At 70.1% G+C, this 25,157-nt stretch carries 24 protein-coding genes; 14 read left to right on the top strand and 10 right to left on the bottom strand.

Annotated elements, in window-relative coordinates; translation table 11 throughout:
- Positions 1-23 precede the first annotated feature (23 nt).
- The 4 genes from DKM19_RS43450 to DKM19_RS43435 form a co-directional block, all read right to left on the bottom strand.
- A complete protein-coding gene (locus DKM19_RS43450; protein ID WP_110704381.1) occupies positions 24-245 on the bottom strand; it encodes a hypothetical protein in 222 nt (73 codons plus the stop codon).
- A gap of 232 nt (positions 246-477) precedes the next feature.
- Complete coding sequence (locus DKM19_RS43445; protein WP_110704379.1) at positions 478-831, bottom strand: helix-turn-helix transcriptional regulator; 354 nt, start codon at positions 829-831, stop codon at positions 478-480.
- Positions 828-1,274 (bottom strand): SRPBCC domain-containing protein, encoded by a 447-nt coding sequence (locus tag DKM19_RS43440; protein ID WP_110704377.1) that lies wholly within the window; start codon positions 1,272-1,274, stop codon positions 828-830. The genes DKM19_RS43445 and DKM19_RS43440 overlap by 4 nt, the downstream gene beginning before the upstream one ends.
- Before the next feature lie 331 nt (positions 1,275-1,605).
- Positions 1,606-3,471 carry a TrkA C-terminal domain-containing protein gene (locus DKM19_RS43435; protein ID WP_110704375.1) on the bottom strand — a complete coding sequence of 622 codons (1,866 nt, stop codon included), beginning with the start codon at positions 3,469-3,471 and terminating at the stop codon, positions 1,606-1,608.
- A 398-nt stretch (positions 3,472-3,869) separates the two neighbouring features.
- Between DKM19_RS43435 and DKM19_RS43430 the strand changes: the two genes are divergently transcribed.
- Genes DKM19_RS43430 through DKM19_RS43400 form a run of 7 tightly spaced genes read left to right on the top strand, consistent with a single transcriptional unit; the run spans position 3,870 to position 11,965 of the window.
- Positions 3,870-4,424, top strand: a complete 555-nt coding sequence (locus DKM19_RS43430; protein WP_162642206.1) for a hypothetical protein — start codon at positions 3,870-3,872, stop codon at positions 4,422-4,424.
- Positions 4,418-5,578: an adenosylhomocysteinase gene (locus DKM19_RS43425; RefSeq protein ID WP_110704372.1), complete on the top strand. Its 1,161-nt coding sequence runs from the start codon at positions 4,418-4,420 to the stop codon at positions 5,576-5,578. Before DKM19_RS43430 ends, DKM19_RS43425 begins: the two co-directional genes overlap by 7 nt.
- Complete coding sequence (locus tag DKM19_RS43420) at positions 5,575-7,371, top strand: ABC transporter ATP-binding protein (protein ID WP_110704370.1); 1,797 nt, start codon at positions 5,575-5,577, stop codon at positions 7,369-7,371. The genes DKM19_RS43425 and DKM19_RS43420 overlap by 4 nt, the downstream gene beginning before the upstream one ends.
- The gene (locus DKM19_RS43415) at positions 7,368-7,934 is read left to right on the top strand and encodes an ECF transporter S component (protein ID WP_110704368.1); all 567 of its coding nucleotides are present in this window, start codon (positions 7,368-7,370) and stop codon (positions 7,932-7,934) included. Before DKM19_RS43420 ends, DKM19_RS43415 begins: the two co-directional genes overlap by 4 nt.
- 3 nt (positions 7,935-7,937) lie before the next feature.
- On the top strand, positions 7,938-8,756 hold the full coding sequence (locus tag DKM19_RS43410; protein ID WP_110704366.1) for an energy-coupling factor transporter transmembrane protein EcfT: 819 nt from the start codon (positions 7,938-7,940) through the stop codon (positions 8,754-8,756).
- A complete protein-coding gene (locus DKM19_RS43405) occupies positions 8,753-10,033 on the top strand; it encodes an amidohydrolase family protein (RefSeq protein ID WP_204358491.1) in 1,281 nt (426 codons plus the stop codon). The genes DKM19_RS43410 and DKM19_RS43405 overlap by 4 nt, the downstream gene beginning before the upstream one ends.
- Before the next feature lie 18 nt (positions 10,034-10,051).
- The gene (locus DKM19_RS43400; RefSeq protein ID WP_110704362.1) at positions 10,052-11,965 is read left to right on the top strand and encodes a nitrate- and nitrite sensing domain-containing protein; all 1,914 of its coding nucleotides are present in this window, start codon (positions 10,052-10,054) and stop codon (positions 11,963-11,965) included.
- Between the two features lie 39 nt (positions 11,966-12,004).
- Here DKM19_RS43400 and DKM19_RS43395 read toward each other — a convergent pair whose 3' ends face one another.
- Positions 12,005-12,322: a hypothetical protein gene (locus tag DKM19_RS43395; protein ID WP_204358490.1), complete on the bottom strand. Its 318-nt coding sequence runs from the start codon at positions 12,320-12,322 to the stop codon at positions 12,005-12,007.
- 13 nt (positions 12,323-12,335) lie between these two features.
- Here DKM19_RS43395 and DKM19_RS51335 point away from each other — a divergent pair, with 13 nt between their 5' ends.
- Positions 12,336-12,452 carry a hypothetical protein gene (locus DKM19_RS51335; RefSeq protein WP_204358489.1) on the top strand — a complete coding sequence of 39 codons (117 nt, stop codon included), beginning with the start codon at positions 12,336-12,338 and terminating at the stop codon, positions 12,450-12,452.
- A gap of 49 nt (positions 12,453-12,501) precedes the next feature.
- Here the strand turns inward: DKM19_RS51335 and DKM19_RS43385 are convergent, their stop codons facing one another.
- Entirely contained in the window at positions 12,502-12,816 is a 315-nt protein-coding gene (locus DKM19_RS43385; RefSeq protein WP_110704358.1) for a helix-turn-helix transcriptional regulator, read from the bottom strand.
- Between the two features lie 104 nt (positions 12,817-12,920).
- Between DKM19_RS43385 and DKM19_RS43380 the strand changes: the two genes are divergently transcribed.
- Complete coding sequence (locus DKM19_RS43380; RefSeq protein ID WP_110704356.1) at positions 12,921-14,351, top strand: MFS transporter; 1,431 nt, start codon at positions 12,921-12,923, stop codon at positions 14,349-14,351.
- Complete coding sequence (locus DKM19_RS43375) at positions 14,344-15,903, top strand: FAD-dependent monooxygenase (protein WP_110704354.1); 1,560 nt, start codon at positions 14,344-14,346, stop codon at positions 15,901-15,903. Before DKM19_RS43380 ends, DKM19_RS43375 begins: the two co-directional genes overlap by 8 nt.
- Positions 15,904-16,032: 129 nt before the next feature.
- Here the strand turns inward: DKM19_RS43375 and DKM19_RS43370 are convergent, their stop codons facing one another.
- Complete coding sequence (locus DKM19_RS43370; protein ID WP_162642204.1) at positions 16,033-16,524, bottom strand: DUF4262 domain-containing protein; 492 nt, start codon at positions 16,522-16,524, stop codon at positions 16,033-16,035.
- A gap of 236 nt (positions 16,525-16,760) precedes the next feature.
- On the opposite strand from DKM19_RS43370, the gene DKM19_RS43365 reads away from it, so the two are divergent.
- A complete protein-coding gene (locus DKM19_RS43365; protein WP_110704350.1) occupies positions 16,761-17,216 on the top strand; it encodes a DUF3592 domain-containing protein in 456 nt (151 codons plus the stop codon).
- A gap of 22 nt (positions 17,217-17,238) precedes the next feature.
- Here the strand turns inward: DKM19_RS43365 and DKM19_RS43360 are convergent, their stop codons facing one another.
- Positions 17,239-18,024 carry an oxidoreductase gene (locus DKM19_RS43360; RefSeq protein WP_110704348.1) on the bottom strand — a complete coding sequence of 262 codons (786 nt, stop codon included), beginning with the start codon at positions 18,022-18,024 and terminating at the stop codon, positions 17,239-17,241.
- A gap of 60 nt (positions 18,025-18,084) precedes the next feature.
- Entirely contained in the window at positions 18,085-18,837 is a 753-nt protein-coding gene (locus DKM19_RS43355) for an alpha/beta fold hydrolase (protein ID WP_110704346.1), read from the bottom strand.
- Between the two features lie 184 nt (positions 18,838-19,021).
- On the opposite strand from DKM19_RS43355, the gene DKM19_RS43350 reads away from it, so the two are divergent.
- The 3 genes from DKM19_RS43350 (at position 19,022) to DKM19_RS43340 (ending at position 21,999) form a co-directional block, all read left to right on the top strand.
- Positions 19,022-19,507 carry a cupin domain-containing protein gene (locus tag DKM19_RS43350; RefSeq protein WP_110704344.1) on the top strand — a complete coding sequence of 162 codons (486 nt, stop codon included), beginning with the start codon at positions 19,022-19,024 and terminating at the stop codon, positions 19,505-19,507.
- Between the two features lie 310 nt (positions 19,508-19,817).
- On the top strand, positions 19,818-20,873 hold the full coding sequence (locus DKM19_RS43345; RefSeq protein WP_110704342.1) for an alpha/beta fold hydrolase: 1,056 nt from the start codon (positions 19,818-19,820) through the stop codon (positions 20,871-20,873).
- A 262-nt stretch (positions 20,874-21,135) separates the two neighbouring features.
- On the top strand, positions 21,136-21,999 hold the full coding sequence (locus DKM19_RS43340) for an alpha/beta fold hydrolase (RefSeq protein WP_110704341.1): 864 nt from the start codon (positions 21,136-21,138) through the stop codon (positions 21,997-21,999).
- A 312-nt stretch (positions 22,000-22,311) separates the two neighbouring features.
- On the opposite strand, the gene DKM19_RS43335 is transcribed toward DKM19_RS43340, so the two are convergent.
- Entirely contained in the window at positions 22,312-25,116 is a 2,805-nt protein-coding gene (locus tag DKM19_RS43335) for an AAA family ATPase (protein WP_110706397.1), read from the bottom strand.
- Positions 25,117-25,157 lie beyond the last annotated feature (41 nt).

Below are 25,157 nucleotides of genomic sequence, written 5' to 3'. Positions count from 1 at the left end.
TCATCGCGGATCTCGCCCGGATTTCATCGACACCAGGACGGCAGTCGCCGCAGCCCGTACGGCGTGGCATGACCGGTGTGCTCGGCGATCTGCCGGCGGTGCTTCCCGCAGACCGGACCGAGCAGCCCGCGCACCTGGTCCGGCATCCGCCGCAGCGGATGGAAGCACCCGAATCGCTCACTCACCCGCAGCGGCAACGACTCCGGTTCCGTGGTCCACGGAACCGCTTCGACATTCGTTTTCATGGCAGGCTCAACGCACCCCGATCGGGTGAGTCGCGAACCCGTGCCGCCCTGACGGGGCGTCAGCCCATTACGTTCAGAACAGGCACCCTGGCCGGGGAAAATGGAGAACTGCAACGGGAGTGCCGGCCCTGTTTTCCGTACGCGCCGCATCGTTGCATGTCAGCATCCGTGTCTGATCCGGTGCTGTGAGTGGCCACCCCGGGTCAATCGGGGGCACGCGCGGAAAGCGGGACTAGCGCGAATCCTGCTCCGCCGCTTCGGCGACGCGCTTGATGTTCGCCAATCGGCGATCCCAGTCGGCCGCGAGCGCGGCCATCCACTGCGCCGTCGCGTCCAGCGCCGCGGGCCGCACCGCGTACCGCACCTCACGTCCGACTCGGCCGCCGGAGACCAGCCCGGCGGCGTCCAGGACGGCGAGATGCTTGACCACCGCCTGCCGCGAGACGGGAAGTCGCTCGGCGAGCGTCGTCGCGGTGGCCTCTCCCTGTGTGGCGAGCAGGTCGAGCAGTTGACGTCGCGTCGGGTCGGCCAGTGCGACGAGGACGTTGTCGACCGCCTCGGCGGCGCCGCGACGTTCGTCCGTCACATGGATGACTGTTCGGTGCGTGTCTTGAACGCGTCCAGCGCGTCGGGCCAGCCGCCGGTGTTGTCCTTCATCGCCTGGCTGCGCAGTTCCTCGGACCCGGCCAGCGTCGCGAACCCGCTCTCGACGACGCGGAGCCGCGTCTTGTCGCCTTCCGGGGTCAACGTGAACTCCACGAGAGTGCTGTTGTCCTCGCGCAGCTCTTCTCCGGGGAACGCACTGGCCCAGCGGTACGCCACGTACGTCGGCGGCTCGACCTTCTCCACGCGCACCGGGAAGTCGCCGTACTCGGAGTTTTTCGCCACCGTCGATTCGCCTTCCTTGGCCACGGTGCCGGGCAGGCCCGCAGGGTCGGCCACCCAGAACCCGGGTTGGGTCACCAGTGACCAGACCCGCTCCAGGGGTGCCGCGATCAGGGTTTCACGTTCGATCTGATTCTCGCTCATGAGGAGACTCCTTTGTCACCGCGATTGGATGCAACTCCAGAGTTGCACATCGTCCCATCGGGCGCAACTCCGGAGTTGCACTTGGGTTCGAGTATGGAGACGTCTCCCGATGCGCATATGCTGCGCATCGTCGTTTTCGTGGATTTAGCAGGACATAGAGGGAGAAGCTCGCCGTGTACAAGGAGTTCGCAGTTGAGGCCGTGGTGTGGCTGATCCCCGTCGCCGTTCTGCTCGGACTGGCTTTCATGATCACTGCCTGACCTGGGCAGAGCCGGGGAGACCGGGACGCCGCCGGAGAACCGGGCGGCGTCCGGCCAGGACGGTTACGGGGTCAGCGTTCGGCCAGGACGATCACCGAGTCGTCGGGACCGAGGTCGAGCGGTCGTGACTTGCTGGGATTGAGAACGACGCCGAAGTGCGGAGCCTCGTTCACCCGGTCCGCCAGGCGATAGCCGATCGCGGTCTCGCCGCGACGGCGGGCCGCCTCGATCACCGAGGCGAAGCCGACCGGGGCTCCCGGGCGGACATAGAGGTTCGCCGGGCGAGGATAGATCTCCGACCCGCGGGAGTCGAAGAGGTAGCCGAACACCTCGGCCAGATGCTGGTTCTCGGCGAGCTGGGCCAGGAGCAGGCCGATGACCGTGTCACTGATCACGATGTCGTCGGCCTGGGTGACCTCGGCCAGGCTCCGGTTGTTCTCGTCGTGCATCTCGCTCACGATCGAGTAGCGCTCGCCGAGTGACGTCTGCATGTCCCGGAGCTGCAGGAGGGTCATCAGGGTGCGGGTGTCGGCGTGGTCGGTGCCGTAGCGGTCGTCGGAGAGCACGATCACGTGCTGGTAGACGCCCAGGCCCAGCGACTCCAGCGCGTAGCGGTCGGAGGTGTCGCAGTCCTTGGCGTTCACCGTGAGGTTGCCCAGCCCCTCGAAGCCGAACGCGGCGTCGGGGTGGTCGGAGGCGACGTCCAGGACGGAGCCGGGGGCGACGTATCCGTCGAGGTAGCGGACGATCTGGCGGCCCCTGCTGTTCCAGTTGAGGATCAGGGTCCGCTCCGTGCCCGGCTTGACGTGCTCGGCCGAGACGATCGAATCCTCCTCGGCCCCGGGCGTGCCGGCGGCCAGGTGGATCAGCGAGTCGTCATGGGCGATCACGATGATCTCGTCCGAGGGTGAGATCACGGTGTCCATGGGCGGGTTCAGCATGACCCCGCTGGCGCGGCGCAGGCCGATGACCGTGGCGGTCTGGTAGGCCGGGAGCGCCTCGCCGTACGTCATGCCGGTGAGGTCCGGGTCCGAGCGCAGGTAGATCTCGCCGTCGGTGAAGTTGAGCAGGTCCATGCAGACCACGGACATGCCCGACTGCCGGGAGGACTGGACGATGAGCCGGGAGGCGGTGTCGTCGGAGTCGACCAGGTGGACGTCCGGGCCGCCGGCGAGGCGGGCGGCCGCCATGTTGGCGGTCGCGGCGATCGCGGCCACCACCGGCGGGCGGTCGCCGGACCGCTTGGCCAGCGCGAGCAGCGTCTTGATGACGTGCGCGTCGGGGTCGTCGCCCTGCGGCGACAGGACGACCACGGAGCGGGCTCCGTCCAGGTTCATCAGCTTGAGGTCGGCCGGCTCGGTGGGCCGCCCGGTCCGGCAGACCAGCTTGGTCCTGCCGGTGTCGCCCACGTGCTGCCGTATGTCGTCCTCCATGGCGAGCTTGTCCTTGTCGGCGAGGATCGCGATGACCGATCCGCGGTCGCTCGCGTGTGCCTGGACCAGCTCGGTGACGATCGTGAAAACCTGCTCCGACCAACCCAGGATCACGATGTGCCCGGTCTCGATGATCCGGGACTTGCCCTTGCGCAGCTGCTCGAACTTGCTCTTCAGCCCGTTGGAGAGCACACCCACGAGCGCGCTCACGATGAAGATCCCGCCCAGTGAGGCGACGAACAGCAACGCGATGAACGGGGCGCTCCCGGTGTCACTGGCGATCTTGCTCGGGCTCAGCGTCCGCATCAGGGCCATCCACATCATGCCCATGACGCCGTGGTTCTTCGTCGCCTCGGCCGGTGTCAGCCAGAGGCTCAACAGCGTGACGGTCAGGATCAGACCCAATGAGACCAGGGCGAGCCAGCCGATCAGCGCCACCGTGCCTCGCGACATCGTGTTGTCGAACCAGTAGCGCAGTCGTTCTCGGAACGTCGCCCTTGACACCGAACACCTCCTGTAAGTGAACCTAGATCAACAATCTCACAAAAACGACATGTCGATCTGGTGTTCGCACACCCGGGAGGCCCGCCGATCGGGGTGGCGGGGTGCGTGGCGGGGACCCGTCTGGAGGCGGAGCGGGACGGGGAGAGGCCCGGGCCCGGGGGCGAGCGGAACGGAGAGGGGCCTGGCCTGGGGCTGAGCGGGACGGGGGGAGGCCTGGGCCTGTGGCAGGACGACGCGGGACAGATCTTCGGCCGGCGGTGGAGCGGGGTGGGCGGGTCCCCGGCCGACGGCGGGAGGGTCACATCGGACATCCCTTATGTGTCATTACGTGAACGAACATTGTCATGAGCCATGGCTCTCCCCTTTAATCGGACCTTGCGAAGATCGGATTAAAGACCATGAGCGACGGACACCGTCGGGCACAGACCGTTATCCAGAATATTTTGCGCCTCACCAACCTGCTGATGGCGGGCAAGCGGGTGGCCGTCCTCGGGCACGAACCCGAGCTGGCCGCCCGCCTCCGTGCCATGGGCGCGCAGACCCTCGTGACCGACCCGGCGGGAGCCCTCCACGGCCACCGGGTGCTGCCGGCCGAGAGGGCGCTGCCGATCGCCGACCTGGTGGTCGGGGCGAAGAGAGAGCATCTGGGCCTCCTGCGGGACGGCGCGATCCTGGCGACCGCGGAACCGTCCGCCGATCTGCTCGCCGCGCCGGCGGGGACGCCCGCGGCGCCCTCCGCCGACCTGCTTGCCGTGCCTGCGGAGCCGTTCGCGGCGCCGGTGGGGACGAGGGTCCGTGACGGGATCACCGCGTACAGGCTGGACGCCGGCCGCGAGGTGTTCGTGCTGGACGGCGGGTACGGGCCGGACCACGGTCGCGAGACGTCCGTGCCGGACGGTGCGTACGGGCCGGAGCACGGCCGCGAGGCGTCCGTGCTGGACCGCGCGTGTTAGCCGGGATCAGGGATCCCTCGCTCCATGTGCGCGGACTGGAGAAGATCTCCTGGGCGCGGCGCTTCATGCCGGTGCTCACCGCGATCGCCGGGCAGCTCGACCTGACCGGGCGCAGGGTCGGCCTGGTGCTCATGCTGGAGCCCAAGACCGCGAACCTCGCGCTGACGCTCAGGGACGCCGGGGCGGACGTGACCGTGACCTGCCCGGCGAGCGAGGTCGCCGACGACGTGGCCGCCGCCCTCGCGCACGAGGGCGTCACCGTGCTCGCCCGCTCCGACGCCTCGCCCGCCGACGACAGGGACTTCGCGCTGCGCATGCTCCGCGAGGGGCTGGACGTGCTGGTCGACGACGGGTCCAGGGTCGTACGGCTGGCGCACGCGGAGAATCTCCTGGACGGGCTCATCGGAGCCGCGGAGGAGACGACCAGCGGGCTGCGTCCCCTGCGGGTGATGGCGGACCGGGGTGAGCTGCGGATCCCGGTGCTGGCCGTCAACGACGCCCGCTCGAAATACCTGTTCGACAACGTGCACGGGACCGGCCAGTCCTGCGTGATGGCCGCACTCGACCTCACCGGCCTCCAGCTCGCCGGCGAGGTCTGCGTGGTCGCGGGCTACGGGTACGTGGGCCAGGGGGTGGCCCGCTACGCCAGGGCGCTCGGCGCCCGGGTCGTCGTGAGCGAGGTGGAGCCGTTCGCCGCGCTCCGCGCCCACCACGAGGGGTACGAGGTCCTGCCGCTCCTCGACGCCTGCCCGGAGGCGGGCCTGGTGTTCTCCGCGACCGGCGTCGCGCGCACGATCACCGGCGAGCACCTGCGGGCCATGAGGCCCGGTGCCGTGGTGGCCGTCGCCGGAGGCGTGCCGGACGAGGTCGAGACCGGCGACGTGCCGCCGGGCGTCACCGTACTGGCCGATGGGGAGTGCGTGAACTGCGCCGCGGCCGAGGGCAACCCGATCGAGATCATGGATCTCTCGCTGGCCGTACAGGCGCTCGCGGTGGAGCACCTCGTCCGGCGGGGCCACGCGATGGCGCACGCGGTCCACCTCATGCCCGCGGAGCTGGACGAGCGGGTCGCCCGGCTGAAGCTGCACGCGCTGGGGATCGGCCTCGACACACCGTCCGCACGGCAGCGAGAGTTCCTGGGAAGTGGCCTGTGACCATCAAACTCCGCGGCGCCTCGGTCCGCTACCAATCCACCGGCCGGCAGGTGCTCGCAGGGGTGGACCTCGCCGTGGGCCCCGGGGACCTCGCGCTGGTCAGCGGGCCCTCCGGCGGCGGCAAGAGCACCCTGCTCCGGCTGCTCAACGGGCTCATCCCACACGCCTACCGCGCCGAGGTGACCGGTGAGGTCCTGGTCGGCGGGCGTCCGGTGGCCGAGCAGACCGTCAAGGAGCTGTCCACCGTCGTCGGCACGCTGCTCCAGGATCCCAGCAAGCAGATCGTCGGCACCACCGTCGACACCGAGCTGGCCTTCGGCCCGGAGAACCTGGGGCTGACCCGCGCGGAGATCCGCCGCCGGATCGGCGAGGTGGTCGAGCGGGTGGGCATCCGGCACCTGCTCGGCCGGGCCACCGCCCAGCTGAGCGGCGGCGAGCTGCAGATGGTCGCGTTCGCCGGCGTGCTGGTGATGCGGCCCCGGATCGTCGTGGTGGACGAGCCGCTCGCGAACCTCGACCTGGAGGCGAGCCTGCGCCTCATGGGGGAGCTGCGCCGGTTCGTCGACGAGGGCGGGGCGGCCGTGGTCGTCGAGCACCGGGTCGAGGAGATCCTGGAGTTCGCCCCCACGCAGGTCCTCTACCTGGAGGGCGGGCGGGGCAGCTACGCGGGGGACGTGGACGGTTTCCTCGCGACCGCGCCCGTGGCCCACGTGAAGCTCCCGTTCGAAACGCTCGTGGCCAGGGCCGCGGAGCTGCCGTTCGTCCCCGGCCCACCCCGTGGAGAGATCACGCCCGCCCCCGGCGACGGGCCCCGTGCGGAGCCGGGGCCGGCCTCGTCCGCCCTCGCTGGCACGCCCCCCGTGAAGCCGCGTCCCACCTCATCCGGTCCTGCGAACCCGCCTCCTGCGAACCTGCCTCCTGCGGGAACCGCCTCCGCACGGCCGGACCCGCGGCTGGACTACCGGCGGGTCACGCTGGGGTACGGCGAGCGGAACGTGCTGGAGGGCGTGGACCTGGCGCTCGGAACCCACCAGCGGGTCGCGATCCTCGGAAGGAACGGGGCGGGGAAGTCCACCCTGCTGCGTGCCGCCGTCCGGCTCCTCGAACCGCTGCGCGGCACGGTCCACGTGGACGGCGCGCCGATCGTCGAGCGCTCGACCCGGGATCTGGCCACCACCTTCGGATACGTCTTCCAGAACCCCGGCCAGGCGCTGTTCTGCGCGACGGTCGCCGACGAGCTGGCCTTCGGCCCCCGCAACCTCCGCTGGTCCGCCGCCGAGATCGAGCGGGTGTCGGAGGAGGTGCTGCGCGCGATGCTCCTCGACGACGAGGACGACATCATGAACCGTTCGCCGCGCACGCTCTCCTTCGGCCAGCAGCGCCGGCTCACCGTCGCCCTGGCCCTGGCCATGCGGCCGCGCACGCTCATCCTCGACGAGCCCACCGCGGGTCAGGACCTGCACACCACGACCCTGTTCATGCGGCAGGTCCTGGCCGCCACCGAGAGCGTCTACTTCATCACCCACGACGTCGACCTGGCGCTGACCTCCGCCGACCGGATCGTCGTCGTCGACGGAGGCCGGATCGTCGCCGACATGTCGCCTGCCGAGCTCGCCGGCAGCGCGGACGTGTGGGCGCGCGCCGGGCTCCGTCAGACCAGCCTGGTCCGGGCCATCCGCGACCACCTGCACGGCCGTAACGGCCTTCACGGCGCGGGAGGGATTCCCCACCCGTTCGACCTCGCGCGCTTCGTCTCCCACCGATCCCCCCAGGAAGGAAACCCCCCATCATGAGCACCGGGGCCTTATCGCAGCAGCACTCCCCATGGTCGATCAACTCCAGGACGGTGGTGTTCGGCGCCGTCGGCGCCGCGCTCTACGCGGTGCTCGGCCTGTTCAGCTTCCTCATCCCCGGCACCCAGAGCGTCACGGTCCGGCCGGCGTTCGCGCTCGTGCCGTTCTTCGGCAAGCGCTTCGGTGTCATCGCGGGCTTCTTCGTCGGCTTCGTCGGCAACGTCATCATCGACCTCCTCCAGGGATCCGGCCTGCAGTACTGGAACTGGAGCGTGGCCAACGGACTGGTCGGCGCCATCGCCGCACTGATCTTCGCCGCGATCCCGCCCATCTCCAACGAGGCGGTGCGTCACGTCGTCACCGCGCTCGGCGCCCTCGTCGCGACCGCGCTCGGGCTCCTCTTCGTCATCACCGACATCTGGTTCCAGGAGGGCGTCGACTTCAACGTCTTCCTGACCCTGAACTATCTCCCGGCGCTGCTGGCCAACGGCATCGCGGTCGTCATCCTCGTCCCGGTGCTGGACGCGGCCTGGGAGCCTCTCGCCAAGCGGGCGGGCCTGTAAGCGATGGACATCACGCCACGGTATCTGGGTTCGGGGTCCTTTCTCGGGCGCCGTGACCCACGGCTGCTCCTGCTGGTCCCGGTGCTCTATCTCGTGGCGGTGGCGAACGTGGCCGACGTCCGCGGCATGCTGCTCTGCACCGCGATCGCCTGGCTGTACTACCTCGCCGCGGGCATTCCGTGGCGCGAGGTCAGGGCGAACTGGGCACTGCTGCTCACCTTCACCCTGATCCTGGTCGTGGTGAACAGCGTCGTCACCGGAGCGGACACCCGCGCGGGAACCGGTCCGGCGCTGTTCACCATCCCGATCACCGGGACCGAGATGACCTGGACCACGCTGTCGTACGCGGTGACCACGCTGCTCCGCTACATCTCGCTCAGCATGGTCAGCTTCCCCGTGGCCTTCAACATCGCGCCCAGCGACCTCGGCACCGCCCTCGCCCGCCTGCGCCTGTCGCAGCGCCTCGCCTACGGCGTGGACCTGACCTTCAGGTTCCTGCCGTCCACCGCCGCCGCGCTGCGCGAGACCATCGACGCCCAGCGCGTCCGCGGCTACGAGCACAGCCGCAGCCGCAACCCGTTCAGGAAGCTCCTCTCGCTGAGACCCGTCGTGGTCCCGGTGACGGTGAACGCGCTGATCGACGCCGAGGACACCGTCAACGCCATGGACCTGCGCGGCTTCGGCGCCAAGCACCGCACCTGGATGCGCGAACTCGCCTTCGGCCGTACGGACTACCTGGTCCTGGCCGGCTTCGCGGTGCTCGCCGGGGCGATGACCGTGACCAAGATCCTCGGTCCGTTCGGAGAGGTGTGGACGCCGTGATCCACTCCGCACCGCTGATCCTTCCGGTCAGCGCACCCTTCATCCGCGACGGCGCCCTGGTCGTACGGCACGGCCGGGTCGTCGCGGCCGGCCCGCGCAGGGAGATCATGGACGAGTGGCAGGGGGAGGAGGAGACCCGCTGGGACGGGGTGATGGTCGCCGGTCTGGTCAACGCCCACACGCACCTGCAGTACACGTACATGGCCAAGGTGGGCCGGCAGCGCTACGCCTCCCTGGAGGAGTGGTCCACGGCCTTCGACGAGGTCTACTTCGGCGCCCCGATCGACTGGGCGGCCAGTGCCCGGGACGGCGCCCGGCAGGCGTTGCGATACGGGACCACCTCGGCCGCCGACGTCGTCACCGACCTCGAGGCCGTGAGCGCGCTGCGGGACGCCGGCCTCGGCGGCCTGCCGTACCTGGAGGTGCTCGGCGACACCGACGAGAGCTGGGCCGCGTCGGGGCGGGAACGGTTCGCCGCCCTGCTGACCGAGGCCGGGCAGCCGGTGGGGATCTCGCCGCACGCGCCGTACACCCTGGACACCGGGGTGCTCGGGGACGTCACCGGGCTCGCCCACGAGCTGGGTCTGCGCCTGCACGTCCACCTCGCGGAGGGCGAGCACGAGCGGGAGTACACGGTCTCGGGGACCGGACCGCTGGCCCTGCTGGTCAGGGAGCTGGGATTCGACTTCGCCGTCCTGCGCGAGGGGGGCACCGGGCTCGGCCCGACGGCGCTCCTCGGCGAGCTGGGCATGCTGGGGCCCGGGTGCCACGTCGCGCACGGCGTCCACCTCGACGCCGACGACCGGGCGCTGCTCCGCGCGCGGGACACCGTCGTCGCGCTCTGCCCCCGCTCCAACCAGACGCTCGGCATGGAGGGCCCCGATGTGGCCGCGCTGCTCACCGAGGGCAACCTCGTCGCGGTCGGCACGGACTCGCTCTCCTCCTCTCCGTCGCTGGACGTGCTGGCGGACGTGGCGGTGCTGCGCGATCTCGCGGTACGGCAGGGCTACCTGGCCGCGGACCTGGACCGCAGACTGGTCGAGGCCGCGACGCTGGGCGGGGCCCGCGCCATGGGGATCGAAGGAGGTCTCGGACCCGGCGGACCCGCCGATTTTGCGGTCTTCGACGTTCCGGTGGGGGTGGAGCCGTACCGGACCCTGATCGAGGAGGGGCCCGGACGGTGCCTTGCGACGATCATCGGCGGAGAAGTGATCTGGGATTCCCGGACGCCGACCGCTACTGACTGTTATTCTGCGACTTTTCGCGATATTTACTGATATTGCAGGCACGGAGATATGGCATCCCGGACCATTCGCTTCAAGCTCTACGCGTTGCTCAGTCTTCCGATCGTGGCGCTCGTCGCACTCTGGGCGTTCGTCACCGGCTATGTCGTCGGGGACTTCTTCGAGCTGCGCCAGGCCAGCACCCTGTACGAACAGGTGTCGGCGCCCGCCACCAGGCTGGCCATCGAGGTGCGGCACGAGCGCAAGTTCTCGGCCATCCAGCTCAGCAGCGCCGCCGAGCAGACCGAAGGGCCGTTGTCCGAGGCACGCGGGCAGACGGACAAGGCGGTCGCCGACTTCCTCCGGCACACCACCTCCCTGGAGACCACGTCGGTGCTCGACCCGGCACTGGGCGCCGCGATCTCCGAGGTCACCCTCCAGGCGGAGAAGCTCCGCACGATCCGGGGGGACGTCGACGGGCACACGGTCAACCGTCTCCAGGCGGTCGAGGCGTTCAGTGAGATCACCGACGCGGTCTACCGGCTCCAGGACCAGGTCGTCACCGTCTCGGAGATCGGGCTCTACCAGCAGGCCGTCGGGCTCCAGCGGATCTCCCACGCGCAGGATCTGCTCTCCAGGGAGGACGCGCTGGTCTCCGGCGCGACCCTGGCGGGTGAACTGACCCACGCGGAGTACGAGGCGATGGAGGTGCTCGCGCCGAACCGGCGGCTGCTGCTCTCCGAGGGCGTCGCGGCGCTGGACGACGAGCTCAGCGGTCCCTTCAAGACGCTCGTCGTCTCCCCCGGCTACCGGGGGCTGGTCGCCCTGGAAGTCGAGATGATCGAGGAGTCGAAGCTGCCCTTCGACAAGAAGGCCTGGCAGCCCATCGCCGACGCCTTCAGCTCGACCACGGACCGGTTCCTGACCAGCCGGGGCGCGCTGCTGAACGAGCGCACCGACGACACCGCGGGCGGCATCATCGCGCAGATCATCATCGCGGGCGGCCTCGGCCTCGCCGCGATCCTGGGTGCGGTGATCCTGTCGGCCAAGCTCGGCAGGAGGCTCGCCGAGGAGCTGGGCCACCTGCGCATGACGGCCCTGGAGCTGGCCGAGGTGCGGTTGCCCCAGGTCGTCGAGCGGCTCAGGCGAGGAGAGTCGGTGGACGTGAAGACCGACGCGCCGCCCATTCCCACGACCGGCACCACGCTGGAGATCACCGACGTGGCCCGGGCCTTCTCCACCGTCCAGAGCACGGCCGTCGAGGCCGCAGTGGGCGAGGCCAGGCTTCGCCACGGCTTCAACCGGGTCTTCCGCAACCTGGCCCGGCGCAACCAGTCGCTGGTCCACCGCCAGCTCACCCAGCTCGACTCCATGCAGCGCAAGACCTCCGATCCCGAGGTGCTGGAGGACCTCTACCGGCTGGACCACCTCACCACCCGCATGCGGCGGCAGTCGGAGGGCCTGATCATCCTCTCCGGCGCCACGGCGGGCCGTACCTGGCGCAACCCCGTACCCCTCCTGGACGTGGTCCGCGCGGCCGTGGCCGAGGTCGAGGACTACAAGCGGATCAACGTGCTTCCCATGCCGGACGCCAAGCTGACCGGCACCGCCACGGCCGATGTCACCCACCTGCTGGCCGAGCTCCTGGAGAACGCGACGGTCTTCTCTCCGCCCACCACCCCGGTGAGCGTCCGAGGGGGGATCGCCGGGCGGGGCTTCGTGGTGGAGGTGGAGGACCGAGGGCTCGGCCTGCAGGTCAGGGAGTGCGAGGCGATCAACGCGAGACTCGCCAGCCCACCCGAGTTCGACGTGGCCGACAGCGAGCAGCTCGGCCTGTTCGTGGTGAGCCAGCTGGCCGCCCGGCACGGCATCAAGGTCACCCTGAACCGTTCGCCCTTCGGGGGCACCACGGCGGTGGTGTTCATCCCGCAGACGGTGCTCACGGCCGCCGAGGAGATGGAGTCCGCGACGATGGCCTACGAATAGCCGGCACGGCCAGCGCGGCGGCGAGGCAGGCGAACGGGATCACCGGCAGGACGTGGCGGTGGTCGAAGTCGAGCACCGCCACCGGTCCCACCAGCAGCGCCGTCGCGACCCCCAGGGCAGCAGCGCCGTCCGCCGCCGCAGCACCGCGCCCAGCCCGCCGGCCGCCAGGATCACGCCGAGCAGCGGGCCGCGCAGGTAGGCGGAGTACTGGTAGGCCCCGAGGAAGCTCGCGTACGGCTCGACCGAGTACAGGCCGCGGATGTCGGTGTTCCAGGTAGGAGAAGGAGTCGTACCAGTAGAGCTGCGCGGGCCGGTAGCCGAGCATCGTGACCACGCGCAGGCACTCCGTGCGGACAACCCCGGCATCTGGATGTCGCACTGCCACGACCTCGGCCATGCGTCCCTGGGAATGACCTTCCACCTCGCCTACGAGGGCGTCACCACTCCGTTCGACGCGGGCCGCGCCTCGGGCAACCATCCCGAGTGAGTCACGGCCGGGGACTCGGGATCGGCCCCGACGTTGAGGCCGTTTTCGGTCAGGTGGCCTGCCCGAAGGACTCGTCGGACAGGACGAGGTCGAGGAGACCGGGAAAGCGGGCGTCGAGGTCGCCCCGGCGGAGGGTGATGTAGAGCTTGCGCCCGGACGGACGCTGGTAGATGACGCCGCTCTCGCGGAGCACCCGCCAGTGGTTGGTGAGGGTCGACTTCGGGACGCCGGGCACGATCGCACCGCAGAACATCTCCTCGCCCGGGGCGAGCGCCCGGACGATCGCGGCCCGGACCGGATGGCCGAACGCGGCGAGAACCTCTTCCAGCCGGAACTGCTCGGGTGACGGGTGAAGCGGTGTCATGGAGCGATTGTACGGAAAAAGCGAACTTGACGGCATGACCTTAATTGTACGAGGATCCCGAACGGTCGAACTGTTCGTTTTTTCCGGACAATATGAAGGAAGCCATGTCGTCTCCCTCCCTGCTCCGGCGCCGTCACCTCGGCTGGACCCTGGCGCTGCTGGCCTTCGCCCAGCTGATCACCTCGCTCGACTTCAACATCGTCTTCGTCGCCCTTCCCCGGATCGGCGAGGACCTGGGCTTCTCCGACCACACCTTGCAGTGGGTGACCAGCGCCTACGCCGTCACCTACGGAGGCTTCCTGCTGCTCGGCGGGCGGGCGGCCGACCTGCTCGGGCGCCGTCGCCTGTTCGTCCTGGCGCTGCTGGTGTACGCGCTGTCCTCGCTGGTCGGCGGGCTTGCCGAGAGCTCGGGCCTGCTGGTCGCCGCCCGCGCGGTGCAGGGTCTGGGCGGGGCGCTGCTCTTCCCGGCCACCCTGTCGCTGGTCAACACCCTCTTCGCCGAGGGGCCCGAGCGGAACCGGGCGCTGGCGATCTGGAGCGGCGCCGGGGCCAGCGGCCTGTGCCTGGGATCGCTGCTGGGCGGTCTGCTCACGGGGGCCTTCGGGTGGGAGTCGGTGTTCTACGTCAACGTCCCGCTCGCCGGTGGTGCGGCGCTGCTCGCCTTCGCCCTCATCCCCGCGGACGGCGTGCGGCAGCGGGGCCGCAGCTTCGACCTGCCCGGCGCGGTGACCGTCACCGCCGGGGTCACCCTGCTCGCCTTCGCGCTCATCCAGGGCCCCGAGTCCGGCTGGGCCTCACCGGTCATCCTGGCGAGTTTCGCCCTCGCCGCCGTGCTGCTCGCCGGCTTCCTCACCATCGAGGCGCGCAGCCGCGACCCTCTCATGCCACTCCGCCTCATGACCAACCGCAGCCTGAGCGGATCGATGGCCGTCACCCTGATCTTCGGGGCCACGTTCAACGCCCTTCCGTACTTCCTCACGCTCTACTTCCAGATCGTTCACGGTTACAGCGCCCTGATGACCGGGGCGGCCTTCCTGGTGCCGTCCCTCCTGATCGCCGCCGGAACCCAGGTCGGCGAGCGGATGGCGACCCGGGCCGGGATGCGCCTCACCCTGCTCACCGGCATCGTCACCGGTGCCGCCGGCACCGCCCTGCTCGCGATCGGCATGACCACCGGCGGTTCATACTGGAGTGTGCTTCCCGGAATCGTCGTCATGGGGCTCGGCCAGGGCCTGACCTGGACCGGCATGTGGATCGCCGCCGCCTCCGGGGTCGCTCCGGAAGAGCAGGGAGTCGCCTCCGGCATGGCGTCCACGGCCCTGCAGGTCGGAACCGCGCTTGGACTGGCCGTGCTCATCGCGATCGCCACCGGAGACGTCACCGGGCTGACCGGAGAGACCCTGCGCGGCGAGGTCGCGGGCGGCCTTCGGGCCGCGGTCCTCGTCGCCGCCGCGGGCATCCTGCTGAGCGCCCTCATCGCCCTGACCTTCAAGCGAGGCCGGGCCGAGGCCGAGCGGGTTCACGCCGATGCCTGAGGAGACCTTTCACGCCGTGGAGACCGGCGCCTCTGAGACCGGCGCCTCTGAGACCGGCGCCTCTGAGACCGGCGCTTCCGCGATCAACGCCCCTGCAGCCGGCGTCTCCGTGCCCGATGCGTCCGTCGACGTCGTCGTGGTCGGCGGGGGCCCGGTGGGCATGCTGCTCGCCGTCGAACTCGCCCTTCGGGGCATCCGTCCCGTGGTTCTCGAACGGCTTTCCACACCCTCCGGGGAGTCCAAGGCCGGAACCCTGCACGCCAGGACCGCCCAGACCCTGAACCGCCGCGGCCTGCTCGACGCGGTGGGAAGATCCTCATACGGGAGCGTACGGTTCCACTTCTCCGGCATGTTCGAGCTGGACCTCGGTGCGGTGGCGGGGGAGGGCCCCACCCTCGTCGGCAGCCCGCAGGCCTGGGCGGAGCAGGTTTTCGCCGACCGTGCCACGGAGCTCGGTGCGGAGATCCGGCGCGGGCACGAGGTCGCGGGCCTCACCCAGGACTCCGACCGCGTCACGCTGACCGTGGACGGCCCGGCGGGGCCGTACGAGCTGACCGCCCGTTACGTGGTTGGCGCGGACGGAGCCCGCAGCGCGGTCCGCAGGCTGGCGGGCATCCCGTTCACCGGCACGGAGGCCCGCGTCGCGGCCCTGATGGGCGAGGTCCGGCTGCTCGATCCCTTGCCGGGAGGGTGGCACCGCACCTCGCGTGGCTGGCTCATGGTCTGGGGCGGGCACGGTCACAGCCGGATCGGCACCTATGACTTCCGCGGCCCGCATCCCGACAGGGAGGCGCCGGTGACCCTGGAGGAGTTGCGTTCGACGGCCGAGCACATCGCCGGGCGCCCGATCCGGATGGCCGAGCCCCGCATGCTGACCCGGTACGGCGACGCGGCGCTCCAGGCCGGGACGTATCGCCGGGGGCGCGTGCTCGTCGCCGGGGACGCCGCCCACGTGCACTTCCCCTGGGGAGGGCAGGGTCTCAACACCGGCCTGGAGGACGCGGTGAACCTGGGCTGGAAGCTCGCCGCCCAGGTGCGCGGATGGGCTCCGGACGGGTTGCTCGACAGTTACCACGACGAGCGGCATCCGGTGGCGGCGCGGGTCCTGTGGAACGTCCGCGCGCAGACCGCCCTGGCCGACCCCGATCCCCGGATCGACCCCCTGCGGGAACTGTTCGCCGAGCTCATGGGACTCGACCAGGTCAACGACTACCTCGGCAGCATGATCAGCGGCACCGGCACGGTCTACGACGTCGGCCACCCCGGCGCCGGCCGGCTCGTCCCGGACGTGGAGCTCAAAACCACGGGCGGGGTCGTCACCCTGGTGGAACTGCTCCGCCCGGGCAGGCCGCTCTTCCTCGGTGACCGCGACGACCTCGTGGACGTCGTGGAGCGATGGGCCCAGCGGGTGGACACCGTACGGGTCTCGTGCGATCCGGTCCTGGTCCGCCCCGACGGCTACGCGGCCTGGAGCGCCCCGGGTGACGCGTCCACGCTCGAAACCGCGCTGTTTCGCTGGTTCGGTGAGCCGGATCAGGCGACAGCGACTTGATGGACGCCGGAACACAGGATGACCTCGGCTCCGGGCCCGATGGACGCCGGGACCCACGACGGCCGTGAGGGGTCCGGCCCCCCTCGTAGCCGCCGGATTCGTGACGGTCGTGAGATTCTCAGCCGCGTCTCAGGGGAGTTTCGTCCAGGGGCCCGGGGCGTGGTCGTCCTTCGGGATCCACAGGGCGGGCTGGAGCTCTCGAAGCCGTAGCGCACAGCCCTCGTTCCAGGGGAAGCGGCCGCCGGCGTCGGGCCAGACGACCTCCATGAAGGACAGCGGGGGCCGCTGGTAGAAATGCAGCGCCATGCCGAACAGCGACCGGTACCAGCTCGTGTCCACTTTCTTGATCGCGACGGAGTAGTTCCTGATGACGTCGTCCCGTTCCTGGTCGGCGACGAGGTGCCGACCGGCCGCGATCTCGTTGGACAGGGTTTTCAGGCAGTTGTTCATCACGTCGACGCGGAGCCCGAACATGGCGACCTCGGGCGAGCGGAACGTGTGCCACAGCCCGACGGTGAACGCCCAACCCGGTCCGTCCGTGTCCTCAGGGATCATGATGACCGCCCAGCCGCGCTCCTGAACGGTCCGCATCACGCTGCGGTCGGTCTCGTCGAGCTCCACCTCATGTTCGACACAGAGAAGACAGTGGCATACAGGCTGGTCGGGCATAGTGCCGAGCGTAGTGGTCTATCTGGGATTAGTCCGTCAAGTCAACACACGCTCTTGCCCTGCGGGCCGAGCCGGGGGAGAGGATCGGGGAAGCCGGAATCGGCCGGCATGCCCGCATCAATTCGTCATCGACATAACAGACAGGCGGCTGCAAGTTACGATCAAGTGCTCCGCCATACCGTCGGAGAGTGTCAGACAATGGCGATGTAGCCCTCATTTGCGGAACGATCGGTGTGATCCTGACTTTCCTCGGGGGCACAGTGATCCTCAACACTCGCGACTTCCGCAGGCGGGCGCGGCGCGGATGGGGTCAGGTGATCCGGCTGCGGATGAACCAGACCGGCGGGTCCCGGAGAGAGAGGCGCAACCGCGCCGTCTACCACCCGACCCTGCGCTTCACGACGATGGAGGGGCAGACGGTCGAGGCGGAGTCTCCCGTCGGCGGCAACCCGCCGCCCGCCAGGCCCGGCGAGCGGGTCGCGATCATGTATGACCCGGGCGATCCGACGCAGGTGCGCATCGACAGCCCGCTGGGCGGCGGGACGCTCGTCGGGGCTGTTTTCATGGGCGTCGGCCTGCTGCTCCTCGTGATCGGAGTGCGTCTCGGCATCCCGCTCCTGATGGGCAACCTGTTCCCGGCCTGAGATCCCGCAGGCTGTGCCGGGTTCACAGCGTTTTGATGAGACCTCCGTCGATGACGAAGTCGGCGCCGGTGACGTTCGCGGCCCGGTCGCCGGAGAGCAGCAGCACGAGGTCGGCGATCTCCTGGGGATGGGTGAACCTGCCGGTCTCCGCCTGGGCGGCGGCCTCCTCGGCCACCGCGGCGGCGTCGCCGCCGCCGGCGCGGGAGACGGTCGCGGCGACGCCGTTCTCGCCGAGCCACAGATCCGTGGTGACCGGGCCGGGGCTGATCGTGTTGACGCGGATGCCGTGCGAGCCGACCTCTTTCGACAGCGACTTGGAGAAGTTCGTCAGGGCCGCTTTGGCGGCGCTGTAGTCGATCACTGCCGGGTCCGGCAGGAAGGCGTTGACCGAGCTGACGGTCACGATGTTTCCGTGTCCCGCCGCGAGCATCGTGGGCAGCACGGCTCGGGTGGTGCGCACGGCCGCCATCAGGTTGAGGGTCAGGGAGTTGAGCCACTCCTCGTCGGTGACGTCGAGGAACCCGGTCAGCCTCGGCGTGACGGCGCCCACGTTGTTGACCAGGATGTCGAGCCTGCCTCGTCCCACGGCGGCCTCGACGAGCCGGGCGGGCCCGGCCGCGGTGGACAGATCGACCTCGACCACCTCCACCTGTCCCGCCTCGGCCAGCGCCTTCAGCTCAGCCGTCGCCTTGCGTGCTCCGGCGACGACGTGCACCCCCTCCTCGACCAGCGCCTGAGTGATCGCCAGGCCGATTCCCTTGCTGGCGCCGGTCACCACCGCGACCTTGCCGCGCAGTCCCAGATCCATGACATCCTCCTCGTGATAACAACATGCTTAGGTCTCAGGCTTACCCCGGTCGGCGAATGCTCACGGCATGGGGGTGCGGGTCGCCGCGGCGGCGGTACGGATGTGCCCGGCGACGGCGGCGGGTTGCGACAGTGCGATCGCGTGTGAGGCGTCGACCTCGATCGTGACGGCGCCGGCGCGCTTGGCCATGAATCGCTGGGCATCGGGGTGGATGGCCTGGTCAGCCGTCGCGACGACGTACCAGGACGGCAGCGTCTTCCAGGCCGCGGCCGGTGAGCTCTCCGCGAAAGCGACGGCCGCCACCGGGCGCTGCGACACGGCGGCCACCGAGGTGACGTGCTCGGGCAGGTCGGCGGCGAACACGGCGGCGAAGTGGTCGGTCCTCAGATACAGCTCCACACCCGGCTCGCCCGCGCCGTCGCGGAAGGTGGCCGGACGCAGCGCCGGTCCGAGAAGGCTGTCGGGGAACCGGCCGTTGAGGTCCAGCGGGGTCTCCCCCTCGTCGAGGGCGAAGGCGGCGACGTAGACCAGCCCGGCGACGTTGCCCACCTGGGCACTGGCTCCGTTGATGACCACACCGCCGTAGGAGTGGCCCACCATCAGGACCGGGCCGTCGATCTCGGCGGCGATGCTCGCGACGTACGTGGCGTCGACGGCCAGGCCGCGCAGCGGGTTGGCCACCGCGGTCACGGGAATTCCTACGGCCTGCAGTTCGGCGATCACACCGGCCCAGCTCGACACGTCCGCGAACGCGCCGTGCACCAGAAGGACGGTCGGTGTGCTGCTGTTCCTGAAAGACGTCCGTGAGTTCATGGCCCGACCGTAGGGAGCGTCACGCGTGCATCGCGAGCGTCACGTGACTGTCCCGTCAAGCGGTGGTTGACTGCGGGACGGCGCGTCCGCCTTCGACGCGTCACACATCACGTCACCTCTCGCCCGGCGGCGCAGTCGTTTGACGCTCGCGAGACGTTCGAGCCGCTCCGTACGGTCGTGCCCCATGACAGAGAACCTCTCAGCCACGATCTCATCCGATGACGGTGCCGGACGGGACCCCTTCTGGTTCCTCGGCGGCCGTGTCCGGCTCCTGGTGCCGGGCGCGTCGACCGGCGGCGCCCTGAGCGTCATGGAGTTCAACGACACCAAGGGGCACGCGACACCGTTGCACATTCACGACGGGGAGGACGAGGTCTGGATCGTGCTCGACGGTGAGATCAGCTTTTTTGTCGGGGACAAGCGCTACGACCTGGGTGCCGGTGCGGTCGCGCACGGCCCTCGCGGCGTTCCGCACGGCTACCTGGTCCGCTCCCCGCGATCACGCATGGCCGTCGCCTTCGGACCGTCGGGAATCGAGAGCTGGTTCACCTCCAACGGCTCCCCGGTGTCCCACGTGGACGACGCGCCCGCCGCCTTCGACCTCGGGACCATCGTCGCGTCGGCCGAGGCGTACCGCCTGCGAGTGGCGGGACCCCCGCCGACGGAGTAGAAGCGCGTCACGCGTCGCCCGGCTGTGCAGTCATGTGACGCTCGCGAGATGTCCGGGCCGCTCCGTACGGTCAGTTCGTGAATGTACAGCCGTTATTCGAGAACGGCCGCGAACAACAGCCCGGACGGCACAGAAAAAACATCGTCGACGAATCTCCGACCGGTCCGGTCGAGCAGCCGGAAAAGGCGGAAGGCCCCGTGCCGCAGTCAGCCGGAGAGCGTCCGTGAAAAGTCATCGGCGCCCGGGCTCGCCATTGACGATGGATTTTTCAGCGCCCTCCAATGCGTGATCGAATCAGAAGGAAATGTTCATGGAAAGTGTTCGTTCCATACGTGGTCTGAAAGTGCGTGGTCGCTTTCTCCTGTCACTCGCGGCGATCGGCGTCGTCGGCCTCACCGGTACGGTCGCCTCCCCGCAGGCCAACGCCTCGGTGAGCACGGCGTCGGCCCGGACGGCGGTCGTCTCGACCACCCAGTCGACCACCCAGTCGGCCGCCGACGACGGCCGGCGAGTGCCGGCGGGCTTCACCGAGCAGAAGACGAAGGTCGGCGACGTATCCATCAACTACGTGCGCGGCGGACACGGCAAGACGCTGGTCCTGCTGCACGGATACCCGCAGACCTGGTACACGTGGCGCGAGGTCCTGCCGGAGCTCGCCAAGCACTACACCGTCATCGCGCCCGACCTTCGCGGGGCGGGGAAGAGCGACGCCCCGGCGGGCGGCTACGACAAGAAGACCCTCGCCGCGGACGTGCACGGGCTTCTGAGCAAGCTCGGCCTGCAGCATGACATCAGGATCGTCGGCCACGACATCGGCACGATGGTCTCCTACGCCTACGCCGCCGCCCACCCCGGCGACGTCACCAAACTGGTGCTGAGCGAGGCGCCGATCCCCGACAAGAGCCTCTACACGTTCCCCTCCCTCACTCCGAAGGGAGCGGGTTTCTGGAACTTCGGCTACTTCAACGTCACCAATGGCCTTCCCGAGAGCATGGTGAACGGCAATGAAGAGCTCTGGGTGAAGGGTTTCATCGACTCACTCGAAGTCCAGAAGGACGGCGTCAGCAATAAGCAGGTCCGTGAGTACGCCCGTTTCCTGCGGGACGACGCTCACCTGCGCGCCAGTTTCGAATGGTTCCGCGCATTCCCGAAGGACGTCGCCGACAACGCCAAATACATCAAGAAGAAGCTCCGCATGCCCGTTCTCGCGATCGGCGCCGCCGGCAGCCTCGGGGACTTCGTTCCCACCCAGGTCCGCAAGTACGCGACCAATGTGACGGGCGTCGTCATCGCGAACTCCGGCCACTGGATCTTCGAGGAGCAGCCCGCGGAGCTCACCAAGCGGGTCCTCAAGTTCCTCAAGTAGGGCGGTTCCTCAAACGGGGCTGTTCCTCAAGCGGGACCGACCCGAGTCCTCAAGCAGAGCGGTTCCTCGAATGGGGCCGGCCGAACCGTCGTGGTGCTCTCCGGCCACGACGGGGGTCGCCCGCGTCTCCTCAGACATGTCACCGCAGGCGATCGTCGCGCCGGACGAGACCCGGGGCCGTCTCTGAGACGGCCCCGCCGGCCCCGTACTTCAGCGCCCCTGAGGCGCCGAGAAGCTCACCCTCACCCCAAGGAGATCCACCATGTCCGAGAACTCGTCTTCGCAGGTCACCGGTCGTCGCCGGCCGAAGGGGCGGACGCTCCTGACCGGTGTGCTCGCCGCCGTCGCACTGACGGCCGTGGCCGTCGCCCCGTCCGCCGCGTCCGCCACCGTCACCCCGGCCAAGCAGACGGCCAAGCCGACCGTGGTGCTGGTGCACGGCGCGTTCGCCGACGCCTCCAGCTGGAACAAGGTCATCCCCAAGCTCCAGCGGGCCGGCTACCCGGTGATCGCCCCCGCCAACCCGCTGCGGGACCTGAACGGTGACTCGGCCTACGTGTCCAGCGTCCTCTCCAGCATCCCCGGGCCCGTCATCCTGGTGGGCCACTCCTACGGCGGAGAGGTCATCAGCAACGCCGCCGTCGGCCACGCCAACGTCAAGGCGCTGGTCTACATCGCCGCGTTCGTGCCCGACGAGGGTGAATCGGGCCTCGACCTCACCGGCAAGTACCCCGGCAGCCTGCTGGCCACCAGCCTGATCACCCGCGATTTCCCGCTGTCCGACGGCGGGACCGGCACCGACGCGTACGTGGACGCCGCGAAGTTCCGCGCCGCCTTCGCCGCCGACCTCCCCGCCGGTGACGCCGCCCTGATGGCCGCCACCCAGCGGCCCGCGAGCCTGGCCGCACTGAGCACGCCGAGTGGGGCGCCCGCCTGGAAGACCCTGCCCTCCTGGTATCTCGTCGCCGGGTCGGACAAGGCCATCCCGGCCGCGGCCGAGCGGTTCATGGCCAAGCGCGCCAAGGCGCACACCACCGAGATCAAGGGCGCCTCACACGTGGTCATGATCTCCCACCCCGACGCCACCGCCGACCTCATCACGGCCGCGGCCCGCGCCACCTCCTGACCGCCCGGCACGGTGACCGGTACGGCCTCCCGGCGGGCCGGTCACCACGCGTCACGGCTCGCCGGGAACGCTTTCCAAAAGGGAGAGGCCGCGCCACCACGGGGGACGGCGCGGCCCCATCCGGAACCGGACAGTGAGGTCAGAGGGACGTGCGAAGGACCGCGACCACCCCCGGTGGTGAGGTCGGAGGGACGTGCCAAGGATCGCGTCCAGCTTCGAGGGGCAAGTCGGAGGAACGTAAGGACCGCGACCACTCCCGATGACGAGGTCGGAGGGACGTGTGAAGGACCGCGGCCGGGTCCGGTGGCGAGGTCAGGCGGACGTGCGAAGGGCGCTGCCCAGCTCCGATCGGGAGGCGATCCCCAGCTTCGGGAAGATCCGGTAGAGGTGGGAGCTGACGGTCCGGTGCGAGAGGTACAGCTTCTGGCCGATCTCCTTGTTGGTCAGTCCCTCGGCGGCCATCTGGACGATCTGGAGCTCCTGCGGGGTGAGCATGTCCTGTGCCTCGCTGTTACGACGGCGGCTCGTCTCCCCGGAGGCCCGCAGCTCCTGGCGCGCCCGCTCGCTCCAGGGAATGACCCCGAGGGCGTCGAACGTCTCGCGGGCGGCGCGCAGGGGCGCCTGCGAATCGGCCGAGCGTCGCCGGCGCCGGAGCCACTCGCCGTAGGCGAGCTGAGCCCGCGCGCGGACGAAGGGCCACCGCCTCATGTTCACCTGGAGCGCGGCCTGGAACAGGGGTTCGGCCTCGGCGTCGTCGGCCAGCACCGCACGGGCGTGGCGCAGGCCGGCGTGCAGCGACGGCGACGGCGTCCTGAGCGCGATGGCCTCCAGCTCCTCCACGATGCCCGCGATCTCACCGCCCCGACCGCTGTGCGCGGCGGCGTCCGCCAGCTCCGTGACGGAGTAGCAGCGCAGCCCGATGTGGTACGCGGGATCGGCGGGGTCGTGCATCCGTATCAGATGCTCGTAGGCGGCGTCATAACGTCCGCGACCGAGCTCGGCGAGCCCACGTGCGAGCTGTACGGTGGCCAGCACCGGGCGAGCGCAGATGGACTTGCTCGCCCGCTCGGCCTCGGCCGCGAAGATCTCCACGCGATCGTGCTCGCCACGCAGCGCGGCGAGCATGGCCCCCGTGGCCTGGACGATGGCGTACATGAGCGGCTGAGCCGTCTCACGCGCCAGCCGGCCGGCCTCCTCGACGGCCGGGATGGCCACGCTCAGATCGGCCAGATGGACCGCGCTCCACGCCTGCGCGCCGAGTGCCCGCGCCAGGAGCCCGAGCCGGCCCTGCGCCCGCAGTTCGGTGAGCGAGGCGGCGGAGAGCGCCTCCGCGAGATCGAAATCTCCCACCAGGACCGCCGTACTGCCCCGCAGACGGATCGCCTGTGAGTCCCTGCCCGGAGCCGCGACCGAATGGGGGAGGCGCTCGAGGACGACCGCACCCCGGTCGATCGGAGCCGCATACGCGAAAATCGTCAGCAGTTGTGCGTCATTCTTGTCGACCGGCAGGCTTTCGGCCACGGCGATGACGCGTTGCCGCGCCTCGGGACCGGGCTGGACCCAGAAGCATCTCAGGGCCGCGATTCCGAGGAGCTTCAGTGCGAGACCGGTGTCTCCGTCCGCCGCCGCGCGTTCGGCGACCTCGGTCAGCAACGGCACCCCCGCGCCGTCGTCGCGGATGCCGTCGTCGAAACTTGCTCGGATCCACACGATCCGTGCTCGCTGGTGTGGAGACAGTTCGAGTGGCTCGGCTTCACGCAGGAGCCGGACGACCACGTCGTGCCGTCCCAGCTCGACCGCGTACTCGGCGGCCCGCAGCAGCCGCCGGACCCGGTGGGCGGGATCGTCACTGAGCCGGGCGGCACGTTCCAGTGCCGCGGCGGCTGTTGTGACCGCGCCCTGGCGGTGCGCCCGCGCCGCCGCGACCTCCAGCTCGGACGCGATGCCCTCATCGGGCCCGGGGCTGGAGGCCGCTCGATGCCAGACGCCACGGTCCGCCTGATCGGCGAGCACGCCCGCCAGTGCGGCGTGTGCCGTGTGACGCTGCGACAGGCTCGCGCTCTGGCGGATCGCCGAGCGCATCAGCGGATGCCGGAAGTACACCCCCGCCTCATCCACATCGACCAGCCCCACGGCGAGCGCGGGCGTCAGAGCCGCCACCGTGACCCGCCCCCCGGTGACCACCGACGTGGCCTCCAGCGTCTCGGTGAGCGCGACGCCGTCGTTGAGCGCGGCGACCAGCAGCAGCGTGCGGGTGACGGGGGGCAGGCCCGACACCCGGGCGGTGAACGCCCGCTCCAGGCGGGTCGTCAGCGGGAGCCACGCCAGCAGGGCGCCCTCGTCGCGCTGTCCCTGCGAGGCGAGCGGCAGCTCGACCAGGGCGAGGGGGTTGCCCGCCGACTCCTTCAGCAACCGCCCGCGCACCGCCGGGGCCAGGCCCGGGTTGCGGTCGTCCAGCAGCGCGGCCGCGTCGTCGTCGTCGAGCCGTTCGAGCTGCAGCTCCCGCAGCCCCGCCCCGTCGAAGGAACTGGAAAAACCGTCCCGGATCGCGGCCAGCATCACCACCGGCTCCGCGTCCAGCCGCCGCGCGACGAACGCCAGCACATCGGCACTGGAGCGATCGAGCCAGTGGGCGTCCTCGACGATGAGCAGGACGGGCGAGCGGGCGGAGGTCTCACCGAGAAGGTTCAGCACCGCCAGAGCGATCAGGAAGAGATCCGGCACCGCCGCGTCCGTCAGGCCGAAGGCCGCCCCCAGCGCATCACGCTGAGGGGCCGGCAACTCGGCGATCTCGGCGTGGATCGGGAGCAGCAGCTGGTGCAGACCGGCGAACGGCATGTGCGTCTCCGATTCCACCCCGGTCGCCTTGAGGATCCGCAGACCGTGGGCGGTCGCCACCTCCGCGCTCTCCGACAGCAGGGCGGACTTGCCGATCCCGGCCTCGCCCCGCACCACCATCGCCGCGCCGCCCCCGCGGACCCCCCTCACGAAATCATTTATAAGCCGCGTTTCGGCCTCCCGCCCGTACAGCGGAGGCGTCGGCCGATCCGCCGACCCGCGGCCGGCCCTCGGATCCGGTTCCGGGGCGGATGCGTCCCCGGACGGAGACGGCCGCATGCCTGGAAGGTCGTCAGGGGATCGTCCGGTGACCCCGTTGT

This window comes from Streptosporangium sp. 'caverna', assembly GCF_003203775.1.
Classification (GTDB): Bacteria; Actinomycetota; Actinomycetes; order Streptosporangiales; family Streptosporangiaceae; genus Streptosporangium; species Streptosporangium subroseum.
This window is presented reverse-complemented; position numbering and strand designations above follow the sequence as displayed.